Annotated in this window: 21 protein-coding genes and 1 tRNA gene; 9 read left to right on the top strand and 13 right to left on the bottom strand. The window is 61.1% G+C overall.

Annotated features, from left to right (window positions below; all coding sequences use genetic code 11):
• The first annotated feature begins 11 nt into the window (after window positions 1–11).
• From ACR0NY_RS07805 to ACR0NY_RS07785, 5 genes are all read left to right on the top strand, one after another.
• A complete protein-coding gene (locus ACR0NY_RS07805; protein WP_170368185.1) occupies window positions 12–296 on the top strand; it encodes a DUF3572 domain-containing protein in 285 nt (94 codons plus the stop codon).
• A gap of 26 nt (window positions 297–322) precedes the next feature.
• Window positions 323–1,015: an HAD family hydrolase gene (locus ACR0NY_RS07800; protein WP_170368186.1), complete on the top strand. Its 693-nt coding sequence runs from the start codon at window positions 323–325 to the stop codon at window positions 1,013–1,015.
• Between the two features lie 119 nt (window positions 1,016–1,134).
• Window positions 1,135–2,694, top strand: coding sequence for a trimethylamine methyltransferase family protein (locus ACR0NY_RS07795; protein WP_170340426.1), 1,560 nt, complete (start codon window positions 1,135–1,137; stop codon window positions 2,692–2,694).
• Between the two features lie 145 nt (window positions 2,695–2,839).
• The gene (locus tag ACR0NY_RS07790) at window positions 2,840–3,424 is read left to right on the top strand and encodes a heme NO-binding domain-containing protein (RefSeq protein WP_170368187.1); all 585 of its coding nucleotides are present in this window, start codon (window positions 2,840–2,842) and stop codon (window positions 3,422–3,424) included.
• Window positions 3,424–4,416: a GGDEF domain-containing protein gene (locus tag ACR0NY_RS07785; RefSeq protein WP_170368188.1), complete on the top strand. Its 993-nt coding sequence runs from the start codon at window positions 3,424–3,426 to the stop codon at window positions 4,414–4,416. The genes ACR0NY_RS07790 and ACR0NY_RS07785 overlap by 1 nt, the downstream gene beginning before the upstream one ends.
• Window positions 4,417–4,445: 29 nt before the next feature.
• Here ACR0NY_RS07785 and ACR0NY_RS07780 read toward each other — a convergent pair whose 3' ends face one another.
• The 8 genes from ACR0NY_RS07780 to ACR0NY_RS07745 all read right to left on the bottom strand — a co-directional run bounded on the left by ACR0NY_RS07780 (window position 4,446) and on the right by ACR0NY_RS07745 (window position 11,900).
• Entirely contained in the window at window positions 4,446–5,141 is a 696-nt protein-coding gene (locus ACR0NY_RS07780) for a CbiX/SirB N-terminal domain-containing protein (RefSeq protein WP_170368189.1), read from the bottom strand.
• Between the two features lie 63 nt (window positions 5,142–5,204).
• Entirely contained in the window at window positions 5,205–6,137 is a 933-nt protein-coding gene (locus ACR0NY_RS07775) for an AEC family transporter (protein WP_170340433.1), read from the bottom strand.
• Window positions 6,138–6,198: 61 nt separating this feature from the next.
• Window positions 6,199–6,996 carry an MBL fold metallo-hydrolase gene (locus ACR0NY_RS07770; RefSeq protein ID WP_170340435.1) on the bottom strand — a complete coding sequence of 266 codons (798 nt, stop codon included), beginning with the start codon at window positions 6,994–6,996 and terminating at the stop codon, window positions 6,199–6,201.
• Complete coding sequence (locus tag ACR0NY_RS07765) at window positions 6,993–7,808, bottom strand: TatD family hydrolase (protein ID WP_170368190.1); 816 nt, start codon at window positions 7,806–7,808, stop codon at window positions 6,993–6,995. Before ACR0NY_RS07765 ends, ACR0NY_RS07770 begins: the two co-directional genes overlap by 4 nt.
• A complete protein-coding gene (locus ACR0NY_RS07760) occupies window positions 7,805–8,926 on the bottom strand; it encodes a DNA polymerase III subunit delta' (protein WP_170368191.1) in 1,122 nt (373 codons plus the stop codon). The genes ACR0NY_RS07765 and ACR0NY_RS07760 overlap by 4 nt, the downstream gene beginning before the upstream one ends.
• Before the next feature lie 7 nt (window positions 8,927–8,933).
• On the bottom strand, window positions 8,934–9,560 hold the full coding sequence (gene tmk, locus ACR0NY_RS07755) for a dTMP kinase (RefSeq protein WP_170368192.1): 627 nt from the start codon (window positions 9,558–9,560) through the stop codon (window positions 8,934–8,936).
• Window positions 9,557–10,723: a D-alanyl-D-alanine carboxypeptidase family protein gene (locus ACR0NY_RS07750; RefSeq protein ID WP_170368193.1), complete on the bottom strand. Its 1,167-nt coding sequence runs from the start codon at window positions 10,721–10,723 to the stop codon at window positions 9,557–9,559. Before ACR0NY_RS07750 ends, tmk begins: the two co-directional genes overlap by 4 nt.
• A gap of 13 nt (window positions 10,724–10,736) precedes the next feature.
• Complete coding sequence (locus ACR0NY_RS07745; RefSeq protein ID WP_170368194.1) at window positions 10,737–11,900, bottom strand: SPOR domain-containing protein; 1,164 nt, start codon at window positions 11,898–11,900, stop codon at window positions 10,737–10,739.
• 205 nt (window positions 11,901–12,105) lie between these two features.
• Here ACR0NY_RS07745 and ACR0NY_RS07740 point away from each other — a divergent pair.
• Window positions 12,106–12,195: transfer RNA gene (locus ACR0NY_RS07740), tRNA-Ser, on the top strand.
• Between the two features lie 379 nt (window positions 12,196–12,574).
• On the opposite strand, the gene ACR0NY_RS07735 is transcribed toward ACR0NY_RS07740, so the two are convergent.
• The 3 genes from ACR0NY_RS07735 to ACR0NY_RS07725 are packed head-to-tail and all read right to left on the bottom strand — an operon-like array spanning window position 12,575 to window position 14,894.
• Window positions 12,575–14,254: a recombinase family protein gene (locus ACR0NY_RS07735; protein ID WP_170368195.1), complete on the bottom strand. Its 1,680-nt coding sequence runs from the start codon at window positions 14,252–14,254 to the stop codon at window positions 12,575–12,577.
• Entirely contained in the window at window positions 14,251–14,667 is a 417-nt protein-coding gene (locus tag ACR0NY_RS07730) for a DUF2924 domain-containing protein (RefSeq protein WP_170340449.1), read from the bottom strand. Before ACR0NY_RS07730 ends, ACR0NY_RS07735 begins: the two co-directional genes overlap by 4 nt.
• Window positions 14,664–14,894 carry a DUF3489 domain-containing protein gene (locus tag ACR0NY_RS07725; RefSeq protein ID WP_170368196.1) on the bottom strand — a complete coding sequence of 77 codons (231 nt, stop codon included), beginning with the start codon at window positions 14,892–14,894 and terminating at the stop codon, window positions 14,664–14,666. Before ACR0NY_RS07725 ends, ACR0NY_RS07730 begins: the two co-directional genes overlap by 4 nt.
• A 398-nt stretch (window positions 14,895–15,292) precedes the next feature.
• On the opposite strand from ACR0NY_RS07725, the gene ACR0NY_RS07720 reads away from it, so the two are divergent.
• Genes ACR0NY_RS07720 through terL form a run of 3 tightly spaced genes read left to right on the top strand, consistent with a single transcriptional unit; the run spans window position 15,293 to window position 18,573 of the window.
• Window positions 15,293–16,687 (top strand): site-specific DNA-methyltransferase, encoded by a 1,395-nt coding sequence (locus tag ACR0NY_RS07720; RefSeq protein ID WP_254432850.1) that lies wholly within the window; start codon window positions 15,293–15,295, stop codon window positions 16,685–16,687.
• A complete protein-coding gene (locus ACR0NY_RS07715; protein WP_170368197.1) occupies window positions 16,680–17,111 on the top strand; it encodes a DUF5681 domain-containing protein in 432 nt (143 codons plus the stop codon). Before ACR0NY_RS07720 ends, ACR0NY_RS07715 begins: the two co-directional genes overlap by 8 nt.
• Window positions 17,098–18,573 carry a phage terminase large subunit gene (terL, locus tag ACR0NY_RS07710; RefSeq protein WP_170368198.1) on the top strand — a complete coding sequence of 492 codons (1,476 nt, stop codon included), beginning with the start codon at window positions 17,098–17,100 and terminating at the stop codon, window positions 18,571–18,573. Before ACR0NY_RS07715 ends, terL begins: the two co-directional genes overlap by 14 nt.
• A gap of 314 nt (window positions 18,574–18,887) precedes the next feature.
• Here the strand turns inward: terL and ACR0NY_RS07705 are convergent, their stop codons facing one another.
• Together ACR0NY_RS07705 and ACR0NY_RS07700 are read right to left on the bottom strand one after the other, a co-directional pair.
• Entirely contained in the window at window positions 18,888–19,133 is a 246-nt protein-coding gene (locus ACR0NY_RS07705; RefSeq protein WP_480722460.1) for an HNH endonuclease, read from the bottom strand.
• 75 nt (window positions 19,134–19,208) lie between these two features.
• Complete coding sequence (locus tag ACR0NY_RS07700) at window positions 19,209–22,259, bottom strand: efflux RND transporter permease subunit (protein WP_170340456.1); 3,051 nt, start codon at window positions 22,257–22,259, stop codon at window positions 19,209–19,211.
• Between the last annotated feature and the right edge of the window lies 1 nt (window position 22,260).

The following is a 22,260-nucleotide window of genomic DNA, read 5'->3' as shown; positions in this document are numbered from 1 at the left end:
GGGGCCTGATCATGCCGATCTCTGCCGAATTCGCCGAAACTCTGGCCTTGAAAGCGCTTGGGTGGCTTGTTGGGAACGATGAATTGTTGCCTGTTTTCCTTGGTTCGACCGGCGCGTCGACGGATGACCTGAGGGACCGCGCCACAGAGCCCGAGTTTCTTGCTTCGGTGCTGGAATTTCTGATGCTTGACGATTCGTGGGTGTTGGCCTTTTGTGACGCAAACGCTGTCCCCTACGATCAACCGGCCCAGGCCCGAAGCATCCTGTCAGGCGGCGCGGATGTTCATTGGACCTGAACGGGTCCGCGCAGGAGCAAGAATGCATGTCGATTGATGCGCTGGTTTTTGACAAGGACGGAACCCTGTTTGATTTCGCCGCCACCTGGGGGGCGTTCGGCAAGGCGGTGTTGCTGCGTCTGAGCGAAGGCGACAATGCGCGTGCGTCCGTGCTTGGAAAAAGCATTGGCTTTGACTTCGCGACAGAGACCTATTCCGAGGACAGTATCGTGATCGCTGGCACCGTCGACGAGGTCGCCGACGCGTTGTGTCCCGACCTCGACGGCTGGTCCCGCGAGGATCTGATCCAGACTCTGAATGCGGCGTCTGCTCATGCGCCTCAGGTCGAGGCCGTTGCGCTTGAACCGTTTCTGCAATCCTTGAAAGACGCCGGCAAGAAGCTGGGTGTTGCGACCAATGACGGCGAGATGCCGGCGAAACGGCACCTGGCCTCGGTCGGAATCGAGGCCTATTTCGATTTCATCGCGGGGTATGACAGTGGCCACGGGTTCAAGCCTGGGCCCGGCCAGTTGTTGGCTTTTGCCCAACATGTTGGCGTCCCACCGGACCGGATCGCCATGGTCGGCGACAGTCTGCACGATCTGGAGGCCGGTCGCGCCGCCGGCATGACCACGATCGGTGTTCTGACCGGACTGGCCAGGGTTGAGGATCTTGCACCGATGGCAGATGTCGTTCTTCCCGATATCAGCCACATCCCCGGCTGGCTGAACCTTCGTTAAAGCGCCTTGCCTGAAAATCGGCGGTTCATGAGTTGAAACCGACCTTGGCTGTCGCAGACAGAGCGGCCAGAGGCCGGACTTCGGGTCTTGTTTGAGAGTAACAAACGCCGGAGGAACAGATGGCCGACACGAATACTCGCAAGCGCAGGGGTGGTGGACGCGCAGGCGCTGCAGCGCGCCGAGGTGCGGCAGTCATCGACCAGATGCCTTGGAATCCGCCGATCAACATCGACCGGCCAACCGAACCGTTGGGCCCGGAGGGCGTCGAAGCCATTCATGACGGTGCCATGCGTATTCTCGAGGAAATCGGCATCGAGTTCTACAACCAAGAAGCCTTGGAGATCCTGCGTGAAGCTGGATGTATCATCAATGGCGACAACGTGCGCATGGGCCGTGACTTCGTCATGGAAATGGTCGCCAAGGCGCCTTCGACCTTTACAATCACGCCGCGCAACCCGAACCACACGATCGAGATCGGCGGCAAGACGATGTTGTTCGGAAATGTCTCGTCACCGCCGAACTACTGGGACATGGAGATCGGCAAGAAGGTACCCGGCAACCGTGAAATGTGCCGGAACCTGTTGAAGCTGACGCAGTATTTCAACTGCATCCATTTTGCCGGGGGCTACCCGGTCGAGCCGGTTGACCTGCACGCCAGCGTCCGGCACCTGGATGTCCTATATGACAAGCTGACGCTGACGGACAAGGCGATGCATGCCTATTCGCTGGGCAAAGAGCGCGTCGAGGATGTCATGGAAATGGTGCGCATCGCAGGCGGTCTCAGCCACGAGGAATTCGAGGCGTCACCGCGCATGTACACCAACATCAACTCGACCTCGCCTCTGAAACACGACCACCCGATGATCGACGGGTGCCTGCGTCTGGCCCGGCGGGGGCAGGCGATCGTCGTCACGCCTTTCACGTTGGCGGGGGCGATGGCCCCGGTTACGATGTCTGGGGCAGTTGCGCAGTCGCTGGCCGAGGCGCTGTGTGCGATTGCCTTGTTCCAGTACGTCCGGCCCGGCATCCCCTGTGTCATCGGGACATTCACCTCGAATGTCGACATGAAGTCCGGTGCGCCCGCGTTTGGCACGCCTGAATACATCCGGTCGACCCAGATGACCGGCCAGATGGCGCGGTTCTATGGGCTGCCCTTGCGCTCGTCCGGTGTCTGCGCGGCCAATGTGCCGGACGGCCAGGCCGTCTGGGAGACGTCGAATTCACTCTGGGCGGCGGTGCAGTCGGGGACCAATATGGTTTATCACGCAGCCGGATGGCTGGAGGGCGGTCTGATCGCGAGTCCGGAGAAGTTCATCATGGACTGCGAGATATTGCAGCAAATTCAAAGGTATATGCAGCCTGAGATCTGCGCCACAGGCCCAGACGAAATCGCACTGGAAGCCATCCGCGCGGTCGGGAACGATGGGCACTTCTTTGGCATCCAACACACCCAGGATCGCTATACCACCGCGTTCTATCAACCCTTCCTGAGCGATTGGAAAAACTACGAGGGCTGGGAAGTCGCGGGTGGGATCTGGACAGCCGAACGGGCGCATCTGATGTTCAAGGAGATCATCAACAGTTTTGAGGCTCCGCCGATGGATGAAGCCATCCGAGAGGAACTGGCTGACTTCGTCGCACGGCGCAAAGCCGAAGGGGGCGCGCCGACCGATTTCTGATAGCGCCCCACCGGGCAGGCAGCTGGAACGGCAGGATGTCTCAGTCTGAGATTTTGGTTAATTTTCCCCATCTTGAACTTCCGCATTTGGCCTTTGTTAAGATCTTTGAGGTGGGATCGGGCATGAAACCTTTTTGAGGGCATTCATGCACGGATTGATCAACAAGGCAGTTCAATCGTTTGTATGCGCGACGTATGGGCGTGAGCGCTGGCTTCGGGCGACCGAGGCCGCTGAACTTGGGTTCGCCGAGTTCGAAGCGATGCTCGTATACGACCGGGAAAAGTCATATCGCCTGCTGGACGTGGTCTGCGATCAACTGAACCGTTCGCGGGACGAGTTCCTGGAGGATCTCGGAACCTATCTGGTCTCACACCCCAACATGGAAGGGTTGCGGCGCCTTCTGCGCTTTGGCGGCGTCACCTATGTCGAGTTTCTGCAGTCTTTGGATGATCTGGCCGATCGGGTCAAACTGGCGGTCTCTGACCTTGAATTGCCTGCCCTGGAACTGCTGGAGCGTTCGCCCACAGAATTCGAACTGCGCTGCCATCCCGGGCTGGATGGGTATGCCAATGTCATGATCGGGATCTTGCGAGCAATGGCGGACGACTATGGCGCGCTCGTGATTCTGACGCATGCCGGGCAGAGGGGCGGGGTGGACGTCATCTCGATGGTTCTGGTCGAAAGCGCCTTTGCCGAGGGTCGTCACTTTGATCTGGGGGCGCGGAACTGATGATGGATCTGGATCAACTGGGCAGGATGTTGGAGACGTTGTGCCCGATGTTCACCTTGGTGGATCGGGATGGGCGTATCCTTCAGGTCGGGCCGACACTGCAAAAACTGCGCCCCGACCAGCCGTTGGTTGGCAGCGAATTTCTGGAAATATTTGAACTGGTAAGGCCCAGAACCGTGACGACTATGCCGGCGTTGATGGCGACGGCAGGTACCAAGCTTCATCTCAAGCTTCACGATGAACCGCGCACAGCATTGAAGGGTTTGGTGGCACCGCTGCCTGACGATGCAGGCGCGGTTATCAACCTGTCCTTCGGGATCTCGATCCTGGACGCTGTACGGGATTATGCCCTGACAAGTGCGGATTTTTCGGGAACCGACCTCGCAATTGAATTGCTCTACCTGGTCGAGGCCAAGTCTGCGGCGATGGAGGCTTCGAGATCGTTGAACCTGCGGCTTCAGGGGGCAATGCTTGCGGCCGAGGAAGAGGCCTATACGGATACTCTGACCGGACTCAAGAACCGGCGCGCGATGGACCACATTCTCGAGCATTTGGTTTCAACGAAATCCACTTTTGCGTTGATGCATCTGGACCTGGATTTCTTCAAAGCCGTGAACGACGAATTGGGGCATGCCGCGGGCGACTATGTGCTGTCCCAGGCCGCCCGGATCATGCTGGAAGAAACCCGCAGCGACGACACGGTCGCCCGGATCGGCGGCGATGAATTTGTTCTGATATTCAAAAGCCTGTCGAGCAGGGCTCAGCTTGAACGGATCGCCAATCGCCTGATTGGCCGCCTTCAGAAACCGATGGTTTTCGAGGGCGAGACCTGCGCGATTTCGGCGAGCATAGGGACCGCACTTACGTCACAGTTTCTGTCCCCGAAACCGGCTGAGATTCTGCACGCGGCGGATTTGGCCCTTTACGAGGCCAAGCGAAACGGTCGGTCGTGCCATCGCTTCTATTCCGAAGAGGCGCGGGCACCGGAGTAGACCGGTGCGTCGGTAGGCTGGTTGCTTGACTACTCAGCGAAAGCCCCGTCCAATGTCCGCGCGATGTGCGACTGGATTTCATCCAACTCGCCGACCACAGGCAGCACCGGGCCACGAAATGCGGCCTTGCCCAGCTCGGCGGGAATATCATCCAACACGTGGCCCCCGGTGCAGGCAAAGAACGGCAGGCAGATCGCATGATCCCCGGTCATTTGGGCGGCGTCACTGATCGATGGGGGTTCTTCGACAAATCCACAGCGGATTGATTTCAGTGATATCAACCCGGCCAAACGGTCAGCGAATTCGTGGGTGACAGCTGCCGGGTTGCGGCTGCGTCCTGAGCCGTGTGCGGCAATCAGCAGATCCGTGGACGTGGTGCTCCAACCATGCTCGTCGATCAAAGGTTGCAGGGCGCGCGCCACCAGGTTGGGTAGCTGCGGGTCAACGCCCAGTGGGTCGAGTTGGCGTACTGCACGCCCTTCAAGGCGTTTGGGAAGCGCAGAAGTCACGAACCACCCTTTCGCCATGAACAATGGATAAATCGCGCTGCCGTCCGGAATCTCATCAAGGACCTTTTCCAACGCGCCCGGCGCGGCGAGGGTCGCCGACCTGACTGTGACTCTATCCGTCAGTTGATCGATCCGAGCGGCCAGTCTGGCCAGAGATGCCTCGGCCGGGTCTGGGTCGGACGGTTGGCCATGCGCTACGATGACGGCAGTCGCCATGCTGGGGCTTCCTTGTTCTGTTTCGGGATAGGTGTGGCGCCCTCCCGCAAAGTCAATTCGTCTTTACCCGAGTAACGTCAACCACATCCATACCGTAAGAATGGACACGCCTGTGCCGATCAATACCGAAGAGGCGGCAACTCGTTTGGCCCGGCCGTACATATTGGCGAAAATGTAGGCGTTGAAACCGGGCGCCATCGCCGCGTTCAGAACGCCCGAGCGGAAAAGATCTTGCGGCAGGGCGGTCGCTGTACCGAACAACCAAACCAGGCTTGGATGCAGAACAAGTGAAACGCAGCAAACATAGCCGATTGTCCGCAGGTCACCTTCGGGCTTGTATTTGACCAGAACTCCGCCCAGGGCGAATAGGGCACCGGGCAATGCTGCGCGGGTCACCAGGCTCAGGGCCTCGTCTGCCACAGCCGGAATACCGACACCCGTGAGATTGACGATGAAGCCCAGAGCAATACCCAGGATCAGCGCGTTCTTGAACATTGCCGAAAGCACCGACCGGGCCATGCGCATACCGCCATTGCCTCGGTTGCGGATGACCTCCATCACGGTAATACCGACGCAGTAGCAGAACGGCGAGTGGAACGCGATGATCGCATAGTTTCCGGTCAGGTTGTCGGGACCATAGGCGCGTTCGGTGATTGGCAGGCCCAGCAGGACCGAGTTCGAAAACAGGCAGCAGAACCCGATCGCGACGCAATCTTCCCATTCGCGCTTGAATATCAGGCGAGCGCCGAAAGCCCCCGCAAGGAAACACAGAGCTGCGGCGGTATAGAAACTGCCCAGAAGGCGCGGGTCAAAGCTGGCGCTCAGGTCCAGATGGGCGATGGCCAGAAACAGCAGGCAGGGGATTGCGAACCCCTGCGTGAACTTCATCAGCCCGTCGATATGCACTTCTTTGAAGTAACCCGTCAGCGTCGAGACATAGCCGGCCCCAATCACAAGAAAAACCGGAAGGATGACGTCGATCAGGCTTTGCAACATGTCACGACCTCAATCCAGGCAGTTCGGTCAGAGCTGGGGGAAGCGCGTGCAATCCGATGTCCTACAATGGTTGCCGGATCACCAAGCCGTCATAGGCAGGCTCGACATAGTCCGGGGTCTCGGCATCGACGGCTGCATAGTCCAGATCGATGTGCATATTGGTCAGAACCGCCCGAGCCGGCTTTAGCTGTTCGATCCAGCCAAGGGTCTTTTCCAGGTGGGCATGGGTCGGATGCGGGTTCCGGCGCAGCGCGTCAATCACGAGGCAGTCCAATCCCTGAAGCTCGGGCCAGGCATCATCGTAGATTTCCGCAACATCAGGCAGATAGGCCAGGTTGTTCATACGAAAACCAAGCGCATCGATCGATCCGTGGTTCACCTTGAACGGGCGAAACGGGATTGATCCTCCCGGACCGTCTATCTCGAACGGACCGTCAATTGTCTTCAGGTCGAGGATCGGTGGATAGGGTGAGCCTTCGGGTTGAATGAACGCGTAGCCGAACCGCCCCAGCAATGCGTTTTGCGTGTCGCCATCCGCCCAAACGGGCACCCGCGCGCGCATGTTGAAAACGATCATGCGCAGGTCGTCGATGCCGTGGACATGATCGGCATGCGAGTGTGTGTAGACAACGGCGTCGAGGCGTCCGGTTCTGGTGTCCAGCAGTTGGCTGCGCATGTCCGGGGTCGTGTCGATCAGAACCGAGGTCGTGCCGTCCGGCCCGTCCCGTTCAACCAGCATCGAGCACCGGCGGCGGATATTGCGCGGATTTTGCGGGTCACAATCTCCCCAATGCCCACCCAACCGGGGGACACCGCCAGAGGAGCCACAGCCCAGGATCGTGAACCGCAGCATGCTCATGCGGCAACCGGGTAGGCGGCCGCCTTCGCAAACAGTCGATCAAAATTCGCTTGGGTCTGCGCGGCGAAATCCGGGTAGTCCATGCCAAACAGTTCGGCGCCGACCCGGGCGGTGAAAGCGGTATAGCCGGGCTCGTTCCGCTTGCCCCGGTGCGGCGGCGGGGCTAGGTATGGTGCGTCGGTCTCTATCAGAATTCGATCGACAGGCGCTGCCGCAAAGATATCCCTCAGCTCTTGGCTTTTTGGAAAGGCCGCGATGCCGGACATGGAGAGGTAGAACCCCAAATCCAACGCTGCCCGTGCCAGTTCGGCCGAAGACGAGAAGCAATGCATCACACAGGAGTAAGGTGCGTTCCGAAACTCGTCCTGCAGGATCGCCGCCATGTCCTCGTCGGCTGCACGGGCGTGAATGATCAGCGGCAGGCCTGTACTTTGGGCGGCCTGAATGTGAACCCTCAACGAGCGTTTTTGTATTTCGGCGCTGTCGGCGGTGTAGTGATAGTCCAGCCCGGTTTCGCCGATGCCGACAAATTTCGGATGTCGGGACAATGCGACGAGTTCGTCGACGCTCGCCAGTGGCTCTTCGGACGCGCTCATGGGATGGGTGCCCGCAGCGTAGAAAACCGGGGCATGTGTTTCGGCGATCGCGCGCACGGTCGGCTCATTGCGCAGACGTGTGCAGATCGTCACCATGCGTGTCACGCCCGCTTCGACCGCACGAGCGATGATTGCGTCCAACTGGCCCTCGAAATCCGGGAAATCCAGATGGCAATGGCTGTCAGTGATTGCGGGAGGTTGGGGCGTGTCGCTCATCTGCTCGGACCGGCGGTTTCCTGAATCTTGAACACCGTATCTAGGACGACGGCGACAGGGTCAAGGTTCACCGCCTTCCCGTGCCGCGCACGGGCCGTGATGATGGATGCGGCCTCGGCCCAGCCCAAGGCTTGTGGGCGCGAGGATGACAGGCGCAATAGCACTTCGGCTTCGTTTGGCGCAGCTTCGGGCTGCGGAGGCGCGCCGGTCGCACCTGTCAGAGCAAGGCGAGACAGAGCGATGTCAATCAGATTCAAAAGCAGGTCATAGCGCTCGGCTGCTCCGCGCTGCGCGGCCGCTTCGGCCAAAGCCAGCGCGCGCTGGCGGTCGAGGCGGGGCAGGGTGCCCAGTATCTGGATCAGCTCGGCATAGATCTCCATTCCGCCCAGATTGATCAGCCGTACCGCGTCGCCTACGGAACCGGCGGCCAAAGCCGCGAGGTGATCGGATTGCGGAGGCAACTCGGCCCCGGTCTGTGCCAGCGCCGATTTCATGTCCTCCGGCGACAGCGGTGACAGGCGCAGGGTACGGCACCGCGAGCGGATCGTCGGCAACAGCCGTGACGGCTGATGCGAAACCAGCAGCAGTGTCGTGCGGGCCGGGGGCTCTTCGAGCATTTTCAACAACGCGTTTGCGGCGCTGACATTCATTTCGTCCGCCGCATCCACGATAACCACGCGGCGCCCTCCGTCCGCTGAACTGAGGCCGAAGAAGCGCCCCAATTTTCGGATGTCATCGACAACGATCTCGTTGCGCAGGCGGCCCTGATCATTCAGGGATCTGTTGATCGCGGCCAGACCGGGTTCGGCCCCGGCCAGCATCCTTGCTGCAACCGGGTGGTCCGGCGCGATGTCGAGTGTCGTCGGATCCTCGGGCGCACCGAACAGCCCGTCATCCTGTTGCGGCGGCGTGGCCAGCAGAAACCGCGCGATGCGCCATGCCAGGGTCGCTTTGCCCACGCCACGAGGGCCGGTCAGAAGCCAGGCGTGATGCAGCCGGTCAGACGCAAAGGCCGTCAGGAAAGCTTGCTCGGCCGCATCCTGTCCAAACAGCCTGCGTGTCTCGCGCGGGTGAAGCGCGCCGGGCGCCTGGTCCGGTGTGGGTGTGTCGTCGCTCATTCGTGAATTACCGCAGAACCTTCAGGACGGTTTCTCTCACATCCACGGCCACGCTGTCCACGTCGCGATTGCCATCGATTACACGGAACCGGTCCTTGAACTCGTCCGCCAGCGCAAGGAAACCCGAGCGCATACGTTTCTGAAGGGCCGGGCCAAAATCCTCGAACCGCTCTTCGGTGCCTTGCCGGCCTTTGGCGCGGGATAGCCCGATTTCCGGATCCATATCGATCAGCAAGGTCAGATCTGGCTCGCGGCCGATCATCAGGCCGTGGAGTTGGTCCACCAACGCGCGCAGATCTCCGCGCGACAGGCCCTGATACATTCGGGTGCTGTCGGCGAACCTATCGCAAATCACGATCTTACCCGCATTCAAGGCCGGTTCGATCGTGCGCTCCAAATGATCGCGTCGTGCGGCCGTGAACAGAAGAATTTCGGTTTCCGCCGACCACCTGTCGGGGTCGCCTTCGAGGACCAACCGGCGAATTTCCTCGGCCCCGGGCGAACCGCCCGGCTCACGCGTCAGAACAACGTCATGCCCGGCCGCCGCGAGGCTTTCTGCCAGCCTGCGGGCCTGCGTGGACTTGCCCGAACCGTCGATCCCCTCGAATGTCAGGAACAGACCGCGCGGGCTCACATCGACTCCAGCGGGGTGTTGATCATGTCTTTCAGGACGATGCCGCCCACGGTCATCAGCCGCACCAGGAACCCGCCCATCGCCACATCCTCGGCTGCGACCAGGGGCCGCCGGATTTCGGGCAAACCTTCGGGCTGGATCACAAGTTCGGCCAGTTGTTGGCCCTTGGCGATCGGAGCGTTGATCGGGCCTTGATACACAACTTCGGCCTGGACGTTCTGATCGCCCAGAACGGGGAACAGAAGGGTGAGGTCACCGTCGGGCACAAGCCCAACCGTCTTTTGCGCGCCCATCCACACTTTGGCCTGTGCTATCGGCGTCTCGGCGTTGGCAACTGTCCTCTCGATAAAATTTCGAAACGACCAGTTAACCACGGCCTCAGCCTCCTCTGCCCGGCGAGAGATGCTGTCGAGCCCGGAAAGAACGAAGACCACCCGGCGATCGCCTTGCTTGGCCGATCCGACAAGGCCATAGCCCGCCTCTTGCGTGTGGCCGGTCTTCAGGCCATCGGCACCGATATCCAGTTTCAGCAACGGGTTGCGGTTGTTCACGTTCGACGGGGCACGGCCGTCGAATTCGAAGGTTTCCTCGGCAAACAGCGGATAGTATTCGGGAAAATCGGTGATCAGCCTGTCGGCCAGCACGGCCAGATCATGCACCGACATCATGTGACCTGCAGCAGGCCAGCCGTTCGAGTTGGTGAAGTTCGAGTGGTTCATGCCCATCTGCCTGGCGCGTTGGGTCATGTAGCGCGCAAAGCCGGCCTCGGTGCCGTCCGGGCTGAGCGCTTCGGCGATCACAACACAGGCGTCATTGCCGGACAGGACGATGATGCCGCGCAGCAGGTCCTCGACCCGGACCCGGTCCTGCGTGTTCAGGAACATGGTCGAGCCGCCATAGCTCATGGCGTGTTCCGAGACCGGAAGCGTTTCATCCAGCGTCAGTCGACCGTCGCGCAGGGCTTCGAATGCCACGTAGAGCGTCATCAGCTTGGACATCGATGCCGGTGGAAGCGGTTCATCGGCATTCTTCGACAACAGCACAGTGCCTGTCGTCTGGTCGATCACATAAGCCGCGCGCGCGGACGTGTCGAAGGCGTGAACCGGCAGGGCAAGCAGGGCAAGGCCCGCGGCCAGAACAGCCGATTTGAGTGAGGTCAGCATTGGACCCTCCTGTTCAGTTCTTCACGATAAAGGCATCGGTAAAGCCCAGGTCTTTCATATCTCCGAGGATCGCTTTGCGTTCGGCGCGCGTTGTGGCAGGGCCGACCAGTACACGCCAGACCGACTTGCCTGCCGACTCCAGTTCCAGAACTTCGGCCGCCAATCCGTTCGTGCGGACCTTTTCGGCGGCGGCTTTCGCGTTCGCTTCAACTCCGAACGTTCCGATCTGAACATAGGGTTTGGTCAGGTTCGACGATGCGGCTGTGGCACTGGCCGCCGCAGCCGGCGTCGGCTCGGATGCGTCTATGGCGGCCGCAGCACCTGCGATCGGGTCCAGCGGCGTCTCGGTAATTTCATTGGGATCTTTCTTCTGCCACCACTTGCGTTTTTTCTGGGCGGGTGGAGGTGCGACGACCGGATCCGTCAATGCAGCGGTCGCGGACGCATCTGCCGCTTCCTCAATCGCGGGCGCAGTTTCTTCGGCGGCGGCGCTTGCGGCCGCTCCGGCCGCGGCAGCACCGGCGACCACGGCACCGGTGTTTTCAGGTGTCTTTTTCTGCCACCATTTCCGCTTGGCCGGCTTTTCTTCGACCTTTTCGTCGGGCCCGGCCGTTGTGATTTCTTCGGCTGCGGTTGCTTCGGCGGCGTCTGCAGTTTCTTCGGTCGGGGCTGCTTCGGGTTCCGGTGCAGGCTCCGGCTCGATCGTTTCGCGACGGAGTGCAACCACCTGCAGACGGGCAGGAGCGCCGGCAAGCATTCCCAGTTTTTCAGCCGCTGCCGAGGACACCTGAAGGGCTGGCCCGGGCAGGTTTCGTTCCCGGCGGAACAAGGCGCCCGTCACGGTCTTGTTGTTGCTTGTGTTCTTGATGGCGACCCGCTCGGGCTGAGATGCGCTGGGGTGCGCCACCCAGATGCCACCCAACGAGGGACGCCCATCCCATAGCCCGGCCTCGGTCACTTCGAAGACGTCCGGCGCTTCAATATCGCGCTGAGAGCCGCTGGCGACTTCGGGGAACAGTTCCGTGGTGTTGCTTTGGGTCTGCCCATCGTCACTGGCTGCCTTAGAGGAAGACTTGCCTGTGTTCAAAGCTTCGTCGCATCCCGTCAGCGCAGTCAATGCAACAACCAGCACCGCCAACGGCCGCGGTCCAAAGCGTGTCTCTGTCGCTCGCTTCATATTGTGTTATCCCTTGCCTGTAGGGCCTTTGCGTGGCTGGCCCCAACCGCGGTTCGACCGGTTCTTTTGCCGGCCTCCTGCAGTCCTTGCGCAAATCATAACCTGCGGGTTGTTTCAAGGAAAGACCGCGGGTCCGGCTTCGGCAAGAAATCCCTCTTTTGGACTTGCCACCAACCGATGTTCGTCCTAGACCGCTGCCTGCGCCGGGGAGGTGGCAGAGTGGTCGAATGCGGCGGTCTTGAAAACCGTTGGGCGTGAGAGCGTCCCCAGGGTTCGAATCCCTGTCTCCCCGCCACCCATTCCCGTCTCACTCTATTGATACTTTCTGCCCCGGATTTCTGCCGCGACATCAGCGGTTTACCATACCCGTTTTCTATCAGAGACGATCTAGCAAGCACAACTAGGCCACGGTTCTAACGCCAGTCTCAGTTCCGTATTTTCGCGGGGTCGCTTTGGGCGGATTTTCCCTGATAACAGGGAGTTTACAGCGAATTTCGGCATTTTTGGCGGAATTTCCTGATTTTGTCTTTGTGATAATGGCGTGATATCAATGATTTACGCCCCAAATTCCCTAAACTGTGGAACAGGGAAATTTTTTCACGGTAACAGGGAAGTTCTGCGCCGGAACAGGGACGTCACACCGGGTATCAGGGAAGCCGGAATTTTGGAGAGTTTCAGAAGCCGAAGATGCGCTCCTGCTCCGCCCAATCCAGCGGGTGGGTGACGCTGACCAGGCGCTTGAGGGTAAGCTCCGGCGGCTGGCTGCCGTCGAGAATCGCGGCCTGGATCTTCGGCGACATGAAGGCGAGTTGGGCGCGGGTGCGGATGAAGGAGGCGGGCACCTGTTCCTCGCGCGCAATGTTGACCAGCTGGACGCCACTTTTCAGATTGCGGACCCAGCCATGGGCGCGGACCAGCATGGAGCGGAGATGCGGATCCGGGTGAGGCTGCACATCGCCGGCGATGATCTTGGCTTCGACGCCGCGGCGTCGCAGGTCGAAAGGCGCTTCGATTCTGAGCAGGTCCGGGTTCAGATCGTCTGGCGAATGGCCAAGCGCGCTTGCCAGGGCCTTGCCGTCCAGGTCGAGGCAGATCCGCCCGCGCTTGAGCGTGCCAGAGGCAAGCAGGCCGGCGCAAATCGTTCCGCCGGTGTCGCGGAGCCGGGTGGCCAGTTCTGCGACCGCGGACTTGATTACAGATGCGGACCCGGCCTCGGGCCGCGCGAGGATCCGGTGCGATGCGGATGCCTCCTGCAGATGTGTGATCACGATGTTGCTAACCGCCGTCTCCAATGCTGGTCCTGACAATCGCCAACCGGTGGGATCCGTGCCCCCGGAGATCAGCCTGTTGGAGACGTAGTAGCGTAGCCGTCGGCCCTTGCGGGTGGTGTGGGTCGGGGTGAGCCAATCGCCGGTGTCATCTCGCAGCTTGCCGGTCAGCCAGGCGCCGGGGGCCGTCCCTCTGGATGGAGTATCGGGTGAGGGTTGCGCGCGGGACCGTTGTGAGGCTTGCCGCATCCTCTCCTGCACCCGTTCCCACAGGTCCTCGTCGACGATCGCCGGGTGCTGGCCGGGCCAGAGCTTGTCCTTGTGGCGGATCTGGCCGCGATAGACCGGGTTGCGCAGCAGGTAGTAGATCTGGCCGCGCGACAGCAGGCGATTGCCCCTAACGGTGCCATCAGCTCGGACAACCCGTTTCGAGCACAACCCCTCGGCAGCGGCCCGCTCCGCCACCCGGCGCAGGCAGCGCAGTTCCGCGTAGAGATCAAAGAGGCGCCGGACGGTGCTGGCCTCTTCCTGGTTCACCACCAGCGTGCGGGCTTTGGGATCAGGGTGGCGGTCGAAACCCAAGGGCAGGTTGCCGCCCATCCAGAGGCCTTTCTTCTTGGAGGCGGCGATCTTGTCGCGGATGCGCTCGGCCGTCACCTCGCGTTCGAACTGGGCAAAGGACAGCAGCACGTTCAGGGTCAGTCGACCCATGGATGACGAGGTGTTGAAGGACTGCGTCACCGAGACGAAGGAGCAGTTGGCCTGTTCGAGCCGCTCGACGAGCTTGGCGAAGTCGGTGAGTGAGCGGGTCAACCGGTCGATCTTGTAGACCACCACCATGTCGATGCGCCCGGCATCGATCTCTTCCAGAAGCCGCTGCAGGGCAGGGCGTTCGAGCGTGCCGCCGGAGAGGCCGCCGTCGTCGTATCGCTGTGGCAGCAGTGACCAGCCCTCGTGACGCTGGCTAGCGACATAGGCGGCGCAGGCCTCGTGTTGCGCATCCAGCGAGTTGAAGTCCTGGTCCAGCCCGTCCTCGGAGGACTTGCGGGTGTAGATGGCGCAGCGGACTTTGCGACGCGGGCTCATCTGGCGCCCTTTCCAGTGAGACCGAAAAAACGGGGGCCGGACCAGTGCGCCCCGGTGATCTCGCGGGCGATGGCCGAAAGCGAGCGGTAGGCGCGACCGTTCCAGGCAAAACCGTCCTCGGTGACATCGACCACATGGGTCACCCCGTTCCATTCGCGCAGCAGGCGTCCCCCGGGTTTGAGGGCAGGGGGCGTCGGCCGTGGCTTTTGGTCCGCCCCCTTGTCCAGCGCAGCCGTCACCTTCCGGGAGAGCCCGCCATGACGGCGGGCCTGCAGTTCGAAGGCGAGGAAGCGGCGCAGGAAGGGCTGGCTCAGCATTGCCGGGGCAGGGCGGTCGAACAGCTGCTGCCAGAGCAACAACAAGCCCTTCCGATCCATCGCTTCCAGCTCGGCGATTTCCGCTGGGAAGGTCATGCCTGCGCCTCCGCCTCGGCAACGAGGTGGTAGGTGGCCGGCGCGCCCGGTTTATCCGATGCTCTGCGTTCGATCGTTGCGCCTTTCTTGCGCAACATGCTGAGGGCGGCCCGGTCCGAGTGTTGCTGCCAGCCGGTGGCCTTGCAGATGTCCGCGAGGCTGGCACCTGCGGGGTGGCGAAGCAGGGTTTGTACCCTATCGGTCTTGGTGTGGTTGGTTTTGGGCATGTCTGGTCTCCTCGTGTTCAGAGGGGCGGGATGCCGTGCCCCGGTACCGAGGTGAGCCCGAACATGTCGGGCGTGGGACCAGTGATGCGTGGTTCGCACCGGTAGTCCAGCCTGAATCCGCTGGCGCTAACGAAGAATCGTAGGTGTCGTAACGCACTGGAAAAAAACAAAAACTTGATTCTTTCTGGTTGGGTGGTTATATTCGGTGTGCCTCACGCAGGACCTTCAAATCCTGCCAGAAGCACTCACCGGGCCCGAGCGCCCAAAGGGAGCATCGAAAGAGGCAATGAACCGGATCGCTGGATCCGGGGAGTTGCTGTTCGTGCTCTCTCCGAATTCCCCGAAGCGGTCCATTCGATCCCCGGCTGTTGCGACAGCCTAGATGAATGGAGGCGCGCATGCGTACCCAATCCCAACCCCGCGATGCCGCAGCATCGACCGCCCCTGTCTGGATGGCCGAAAAGGTTGTGCAGACGCCGATTGCAGACCTCAAGCCTTACGCCAAGAACAATCGCGTTCACACGGTAAAGAGCATCGACAAGCTGAAAGCCTCGGTACGACAGTTCGGCTTCGTCACCCCGATCCTGGTCGACGGCGACGGCGTGATCATTGCCGGTCATGGCCGGTTCGAGGCAGCGAAGGCGCTTGGCCTCACCACGGTACCGACCGTGGTGGCCGGTCACCTGAGCCCGGCCGAGGTGCGCGCCCTGCGCATCGCCGACAATAGGCTCGCGGAACTGTCCGACTGGAACCAGGCGGCGCTGCAGATCGAGTTTGCCGAGCTGATGGACCTGAGCCTGGATGGCGAGCTGGAGTTCGGTCTCGACATCACCGGCTTCGAGGTGGCGGAGATCGACCTCCTCATCAGCGGTGCCGGTGACACGGATGCGCGTCAGCCGGAAACCGTTGAAGAGCCGAACCCGGCACAAGTCGCCATCACCCGGCCCGGCGACATCTGGCTGCTCGGGGATCACCGCATCCTCTGCGGCAATGCATTGGAAGCGGACGGCTATGCCTCTGTGCTGGATGGTGATGTGCCGCGCATGGTCTTCACCGACCCGCCCTACAATGTGCCGGTGCAGGGGCATGTGCGCTTGGGCAAGGATGGCAGCCACCGCGAGTTCGCCATGGCCTCGGGCGAGATGACCGACACGGAGTTCCGCAGCTTTCTCCAGACGTTCCTGACCCATGTCGTGGCCAATCTGCCTGCAGGCGGCATCGCCATGGTCTGCATGGACTGGCGCCACATCGAGGACCTGATCGCAATGGGTAAGGCCGGCGGTCTCGACCTCATCAATCTCTGCGTCTGGAACAAGACCAATGGCGGCATGGGCAGCCTCTACCGCTCCAAGCACGAGATGGTTTGCATCTTCAAGAAGCCGGGTGCGCGGCACATCAACAACGTGGAGCTGGGCAAGCATGGCCGCAACCGCACCAATGTCTGGGACTATGCCGGGGTCAACAGCTTCGGCAAGGGGCGCGAGGCCGATTTGGCCGATCACCCCACGGTCAAGCCGACGGCGCTGGTGGCGGACGCGATCATGGATGTGAGCCATCGTGGCGACGTAGTGCTCGATGCCTTCGGCGGCTCCGGCGCCACGCTGCTGGCGGCCGAGAAGACCGGGCGCCGGGCGCGGCTGATCGAGTTGGACCCGGCTTACGTCGATGTCGCCATCCGTCGCTGGCAGGAGATGACGGGTGAACAGGTCGTGCATGCGGTCACCGGCGAGACCTTTGACGGCCGGGCTGCTCAGGCAAATGCCGTCGCGAAAAAGGAGGTCCGCCATGTCTGATGACGAAAAGGACTACGAGGTGGGATATGGCAAGCCGCCGAAACAAACGCGGTTCAAGAAAGGCCAGTCGGGCAATCCGAAAGGGCGGCCGAAAGGTGCCAGGGGGTTGAGTGCCAGCCTCAAGCGGGAGCTTGAGTCGAAAATCACGGTCCGCGAGGGCAACCGCGAGATCCGGATCACCAAGGCGGAAGCCATGGCCAAGCGGCTGGCGGCCAGTGCCTTGAAGGGAGATTCGAAGGCGCTGTTGGCCCTTCTGAAGCTTGATGCGGACCTGTTTGGCGACAGCGAGGCTCACGATACTGAGGCTGGTCTCTCGGGCAGGCCCGAGCCGGTAGACTATGACATCCTACGGGATTTCTTCTCCTCCCCGCAAGCGGGTCAAGAGGATGTCGAGGACCAGGAGGATGATTATGACGGTACCTGAACCGCGCACGGTTCGGCAGGCCGCCATCAATCTCTGCCGGGACAACTTCTTCCCGTTCGTGTGGAGGGTGTTCGACACCCTCCATCACGGGCCCAATGGTACGTTTGAGCCGGCTTGGCATGTGCGCGCGATGTGCCATGCTCTGGACGAAGTGCGCAGTGGCGAGAACAAGCGGCTGGTGATCAACATTCCGCCCCGCTGCCTGAAATCCGTAACCGTGGCAGTTTCCTACGTGGCCTTTCTGCTGGGACACCATCCGGGCGCCAAGATCATCGTGGCCAGCTATGGCCTTGATCTCGCCCGCAAGCATTCCGAGGATTGCCGGCGGGTCATGTCGTCGCGCTGGTACCGCGAGATGTTCCCCGGGACTCGGCTGGCGAAAAAGGGCAATACCGTGGAAGAAATCCGCACCACCGCGGGCGGCCGTCGCAAGGCGGTGTCCATCGGCAGTTCGGTGACCGGCCATGACGCCGACTACATCATCATCGACGACCTGATGAAGGCCGGGGACGCCAATTCCGAGGCGGAACTGATCCGGGCGCAGGAGTTCATCGAAGGCACGTTGCTGTCTCGCTTCGACAATCCAGCGGAGGGCAGGGTGGTGATGATCGCCCAGCGGCTGCACGAGATGGACCCACCGGGCTACCTCCTTGACAAGGGCACCTACCGGCACCTGAACCTGCCGGCCATCGCGGAGGAGAACGAGGTCATACCGATCGGGCGCGGGCAAGTGCATCGGCGCAGGCCGGGGGACCTGCTGTTCCCGGCGAAGCTCGACCGGGAGACGCTCGATCGCATGCGCCGTGAAATGGGCACGGCGATCTTCAACTGCCAGTACCAGCAGAACCCGATCGCACCAGACGGATCTCCGCTGCGCTGGGAGTGGTTTGGCACCTTTGACGAGGTCCTGCCGCGGCACCACTATCACCTGGTCGTCCAGAGTTGGGATACCGGCACCTCGTCAGATCCGCGGTCGGACTATTCCGTCGGCACGACCTGGGGGTTCCTGCCGCCCCACTGGCATCTGCTCGATCTCTGGCGCGGGCAACTGGACTACCTCGAACTGAAATCGAAGGTGCTGACCTTGGTTGGGCAATGGGATCCCGAGACGGTTCTGATCGAGGATGCCGCGACCGGTCGGCCGTTGTTCCAGGAGTTATTCCAGGATGACAAGCGCTTCAACCGGGTGACCCCCGACAAGGACAAGGAGATCCGCTTCAACGCGGCCTGTGCCCCGGTGGAGGCGGGCAAGGTGTGTCTGCCGGCCGACTCCCCTTGGCTGGCAACCTTCAAGCGCGAGCTTCAGTCCTTCCCACGCGGACGGAACGATGACCAGGTCGACAGCTTCAGCCAGTTCCTGAACTGGTCAAAGGGCAACGGCTTCTATCGCGCCCTCGGTCGGGAACACCCGATCAACGTCGCGCGGCGTGAACAGAACCAAACGCGCGTGAGGCGGCGGTAACGCCGCCGTCCCGACAATTCGAATCCCTTCCGTTCCGCCACTTGCCCCCGAGAAAGCGTTCTCCCCATCCGGTTGCGGCCGGATTTTTCCGTTGTTTTAGAGGGTTATGCGGATGGGGCTGTTCACTTTGCCCGGCGTGAGGCGGCCGAGATCGGTCTCTCAGGGCCGATATTCTCTGAACCAATTGACTGCGCCGATTTGGTGAATTTTTTGCAAAGCACTGAAATCAAGCCATTATTTGGTAACGCAACCTAAACACTTCGATGTCGGATGCATTTGGCGAGATGGAACGGAACCCGAACCTTCGCATGCTATCATGCTTTGCTCCCGCCTGAGGACTCTCCGGCCTCAAGAAAAAGGCGTTTGATATCATCGACAGTGAAGGGCGGGTTTCTTCGATGGGCGACGGAATGGCAATTTGGACAGAGCGGAACGAGGTCCTCTTTCGGATTGATCACGTAATCTCTACCCAACTGGCTGACCGGCACGACGTGATGAACCTCGATGTACCCATCCACTTGAGGGCCGTATGTTCTTCCGAAATATATGCCGCACGCCAGGCACGCATTACCGCGTATCGCAAGCGCAGCAGCTCGGTTGCGCCTACGCCACGGCAGCGGGATGGCTTCCGTCCGTCAGGAGGTCTGCGATATCTCGTCATCGCGAACCCGGAAGAAGATCGCGTAAAGCGTGGGTACGACGATCAACGTCAGGATGGTTGCAAAGCTCAGGCCACAAATGATGACGACTGCCAGAGACTCGAAAAACGGATCCCAGAGCAGAGGCATGACGCCCAGAACCGTCGTCAGTACGCCAAGAGACACCGGGCGCACACGCGAAACGGCGGAATCCACGACTGCCTGAAGTCTGGGTTTGCCGTCTCCTATCTGGGTGTCGGTCTCGTCGATCAGAACGATGGCATTCTTAATCAACATACCCGTCAACGACAGCACGCCCAATATGGCCATGAACTCCAGCGGCGTCCTTGTAAGCGCCAGCCCCCAGACCACCCCGATCAGGGCCAGCGGTACGGTCAGCCAGATGATCAGGGGTTGGCGGAAGGCGTTGAACAGTATGACCACGACGATGATCATGGCGCCAAACCCCAACGGCATCGTCGATGCCAACCCATCGTTGGCGTCCTGCGAGTCACCGTACTCGCCGCGCCACTCAAGGGAATATCCGCTTGGCATCTCGATGTCCTCGACCAGAGGCCGGACCTTGGCGAAAAGATCGCCCGACAGTTCGTCAGGGGCGTTGTCCGCCTGGGCGGTGATAGAGAGCCGCCGGTCGATGCGGCGCAGATTTCCGGATTCGAAGACCAACTCGAAACGGGTCACGACCTGAGAGATCGGGATGTAGCCACCGGCTACCTGGCTGAAGACCTGGATGTTGCGCAAATCGCCGATATCATCGCGGGCGTCTTCAAACGGGCGCATGACAATGGCCAGCAGGTCATCGCCTTCCCTGTAGATGCCGATATCGGCCCCGTTCAGATGCGCATAGATCGCCCGGGAAATCTCGCCCTGGGTCAGCCCAAGGCGTCGGGCGTTTTCCGTGTTGATGATCGGGCGGATGACCTGCACCTGTTCGCGCCAGTCGTCCTTGATCGCGATGCCGCCCTGCTCGGAGAAGACCTTTTTGGCTTCTTCAGCGAGCGACCGCAGCACGACCGGATCGGTTCCGGTGAACCGGGCTTCGATCTTTGAACCTCCGCCGGGTCCAAGCACGAACTTCCAGACCTTCGAGTAGGCCTCGGGATAGGTATGATCGATCCACGCCTGTATCTGGGGCTGGAGGTCGTCGATCTGCCGGTAGTCTTCGACGTCGACCAGAATCTGGCCGTATGCCGTATTCGCATCCTCGCTGGTGTAGACCAGCATGAACCGTAGATGGCCGCCTCCGACCGACAGGTTGGTAGAGGTCACGCCATCCAGGCTGCGGATGTGCTGGTCGATTTCCTTCAGATCCTGGCTGGTTCTGGTGATGTCCGTCCCTTCAGGCAGGTTGTAGTCCACGACGAACTGCGCCCGGGTGCTGTTGGGGAAGAAACCCGGCGGTACGAGGGCTATACCGACCACGGCAGAGGCGAACAGCGCGACAACCAGCACGACCGTGATGTAGCGGGCCCGGATCGCCAGGGCCAGAACTGTCCGGTATCCGCGCAGGATGGCGTTCTCCTTCGGTGCCGCGGTTTCGCTGGGCTTCAGCAGAAGCGTGCAGAAATACGGGGTCAGCCAGATCGCGACCAGCCATGAGAACAACAACGAGATCGATATCGTCCAGAACAGGCTGCCTGCATACTCACCGGTGTTGTCCGGTGAAAAGCCGATGGGCGAAAACGCCAGAAGTCCCACGACGGTTCCGCCAAGCAGCGGCCATTTCGTCTGGTTGACCACCGCAATCGCCGCATCTTTCGTGTCTTCGCCTCGCTGCACGCGGACCAGGGTACCTTCGACGACGACAATTGCGTTGTCGACCAGCATGCCAAGCGCAATGATCAGCGCGCCAAGGGAAATCCGCTGCATGTCCAGGCCGTACAGGTACATGCCTGCCAAGGTGCCTGCGACGGTAACAAGCAGGATGCCCCCCATCAGGATCCCCGACCGCAACCCCATGAAGACGAGCAGCGTACCGACGACGATGACAAGTGCCAGAACCACGTTCATCACGAAGTCGTCGACGGAATCCTTGACCGAAGCGGACTGGTCCGAGATCGGAAGAATTTCGATGCCGACCGGACGGGCGGATTCAAGCTCGGCAATACGTGCCTTCACGGCGTCGCCCATGTTCACGACATTGCCGCCAAGCGTGTTCGAGATGCCGATTCCGATGGCAGGCTGAGCGTCGCGAAAAAGCTGTCGACGGGGCGGATCAACATAGCCGCGCGACACCACGGCGATGTCCGAAAGCCGGAAAGACGCCCCTGTACCCGGCGCCGTGATGACAAGATCCTCGATCGACTGGATCGACTCCACGGCCGCCGTGGGGCGGATCTCGATCCTGCGGGAATCCGACTCGATGGAGCCACCGGGAATGACTAGGTTCTGCCCCTCCAGAACCTGCTGGATCTGCTGTGGTGTCAACCCGAGTTCGACCAGCCGGGCCGGTGAGTATTCTACATAGATGACCTCATCCTGTGTCCCGCTCAGCACGACCTTGGACACGCCCTCGACGGCGACCAGTTCCCGCTGAAGGTCCTTTGCGTAGTCGCGCAGTTCGGCAATGGTGTAGCCATCACCGACAATTGCGAAATACAGCGCGAACACATCGCCGAAGTCGTCGTAGACCTGAGTCGGAAGGGCGTTGGGCGGCAGATCTGGCTGCACGTCCAAGATTTTTGCGCGCATCTGCGCGAACCGTTCGTAGAGCGTGGGGAAGTCCGGTGTGGTCGGGATCGTGAATTCGACCGTAACGGTACTGACCCCCGGCGACGACACCGAGCGCACTTCTTTCACGCCCTGCAGTTCCTGCAATGCGTTTTCGACAACTTCGGTGACCTCTTCCGCCACTTCCTCGGCGGTTGCACCGGGATACGGGGTGATGATCTGCGCCTGCCGGATGATGAACTCGGGGTCCTCGAACCGAGGTAGGGTCATGTACGCGAAGTAACCGGCGATCAGGATAAGGATTGTGGACAGCGCCGAGATAACGCGCTTTTCGACTGCGAAACGGGCAAGATCCATG

It is taken from the genome of Ruegeria sp. BJ5, from assembly GCF_056537865.1.
The sequence above is the reverse complement of the archived record's forward strand: the minus strand, read 5'-3'. Positions and strand labels throughout refer to the sequence as shown.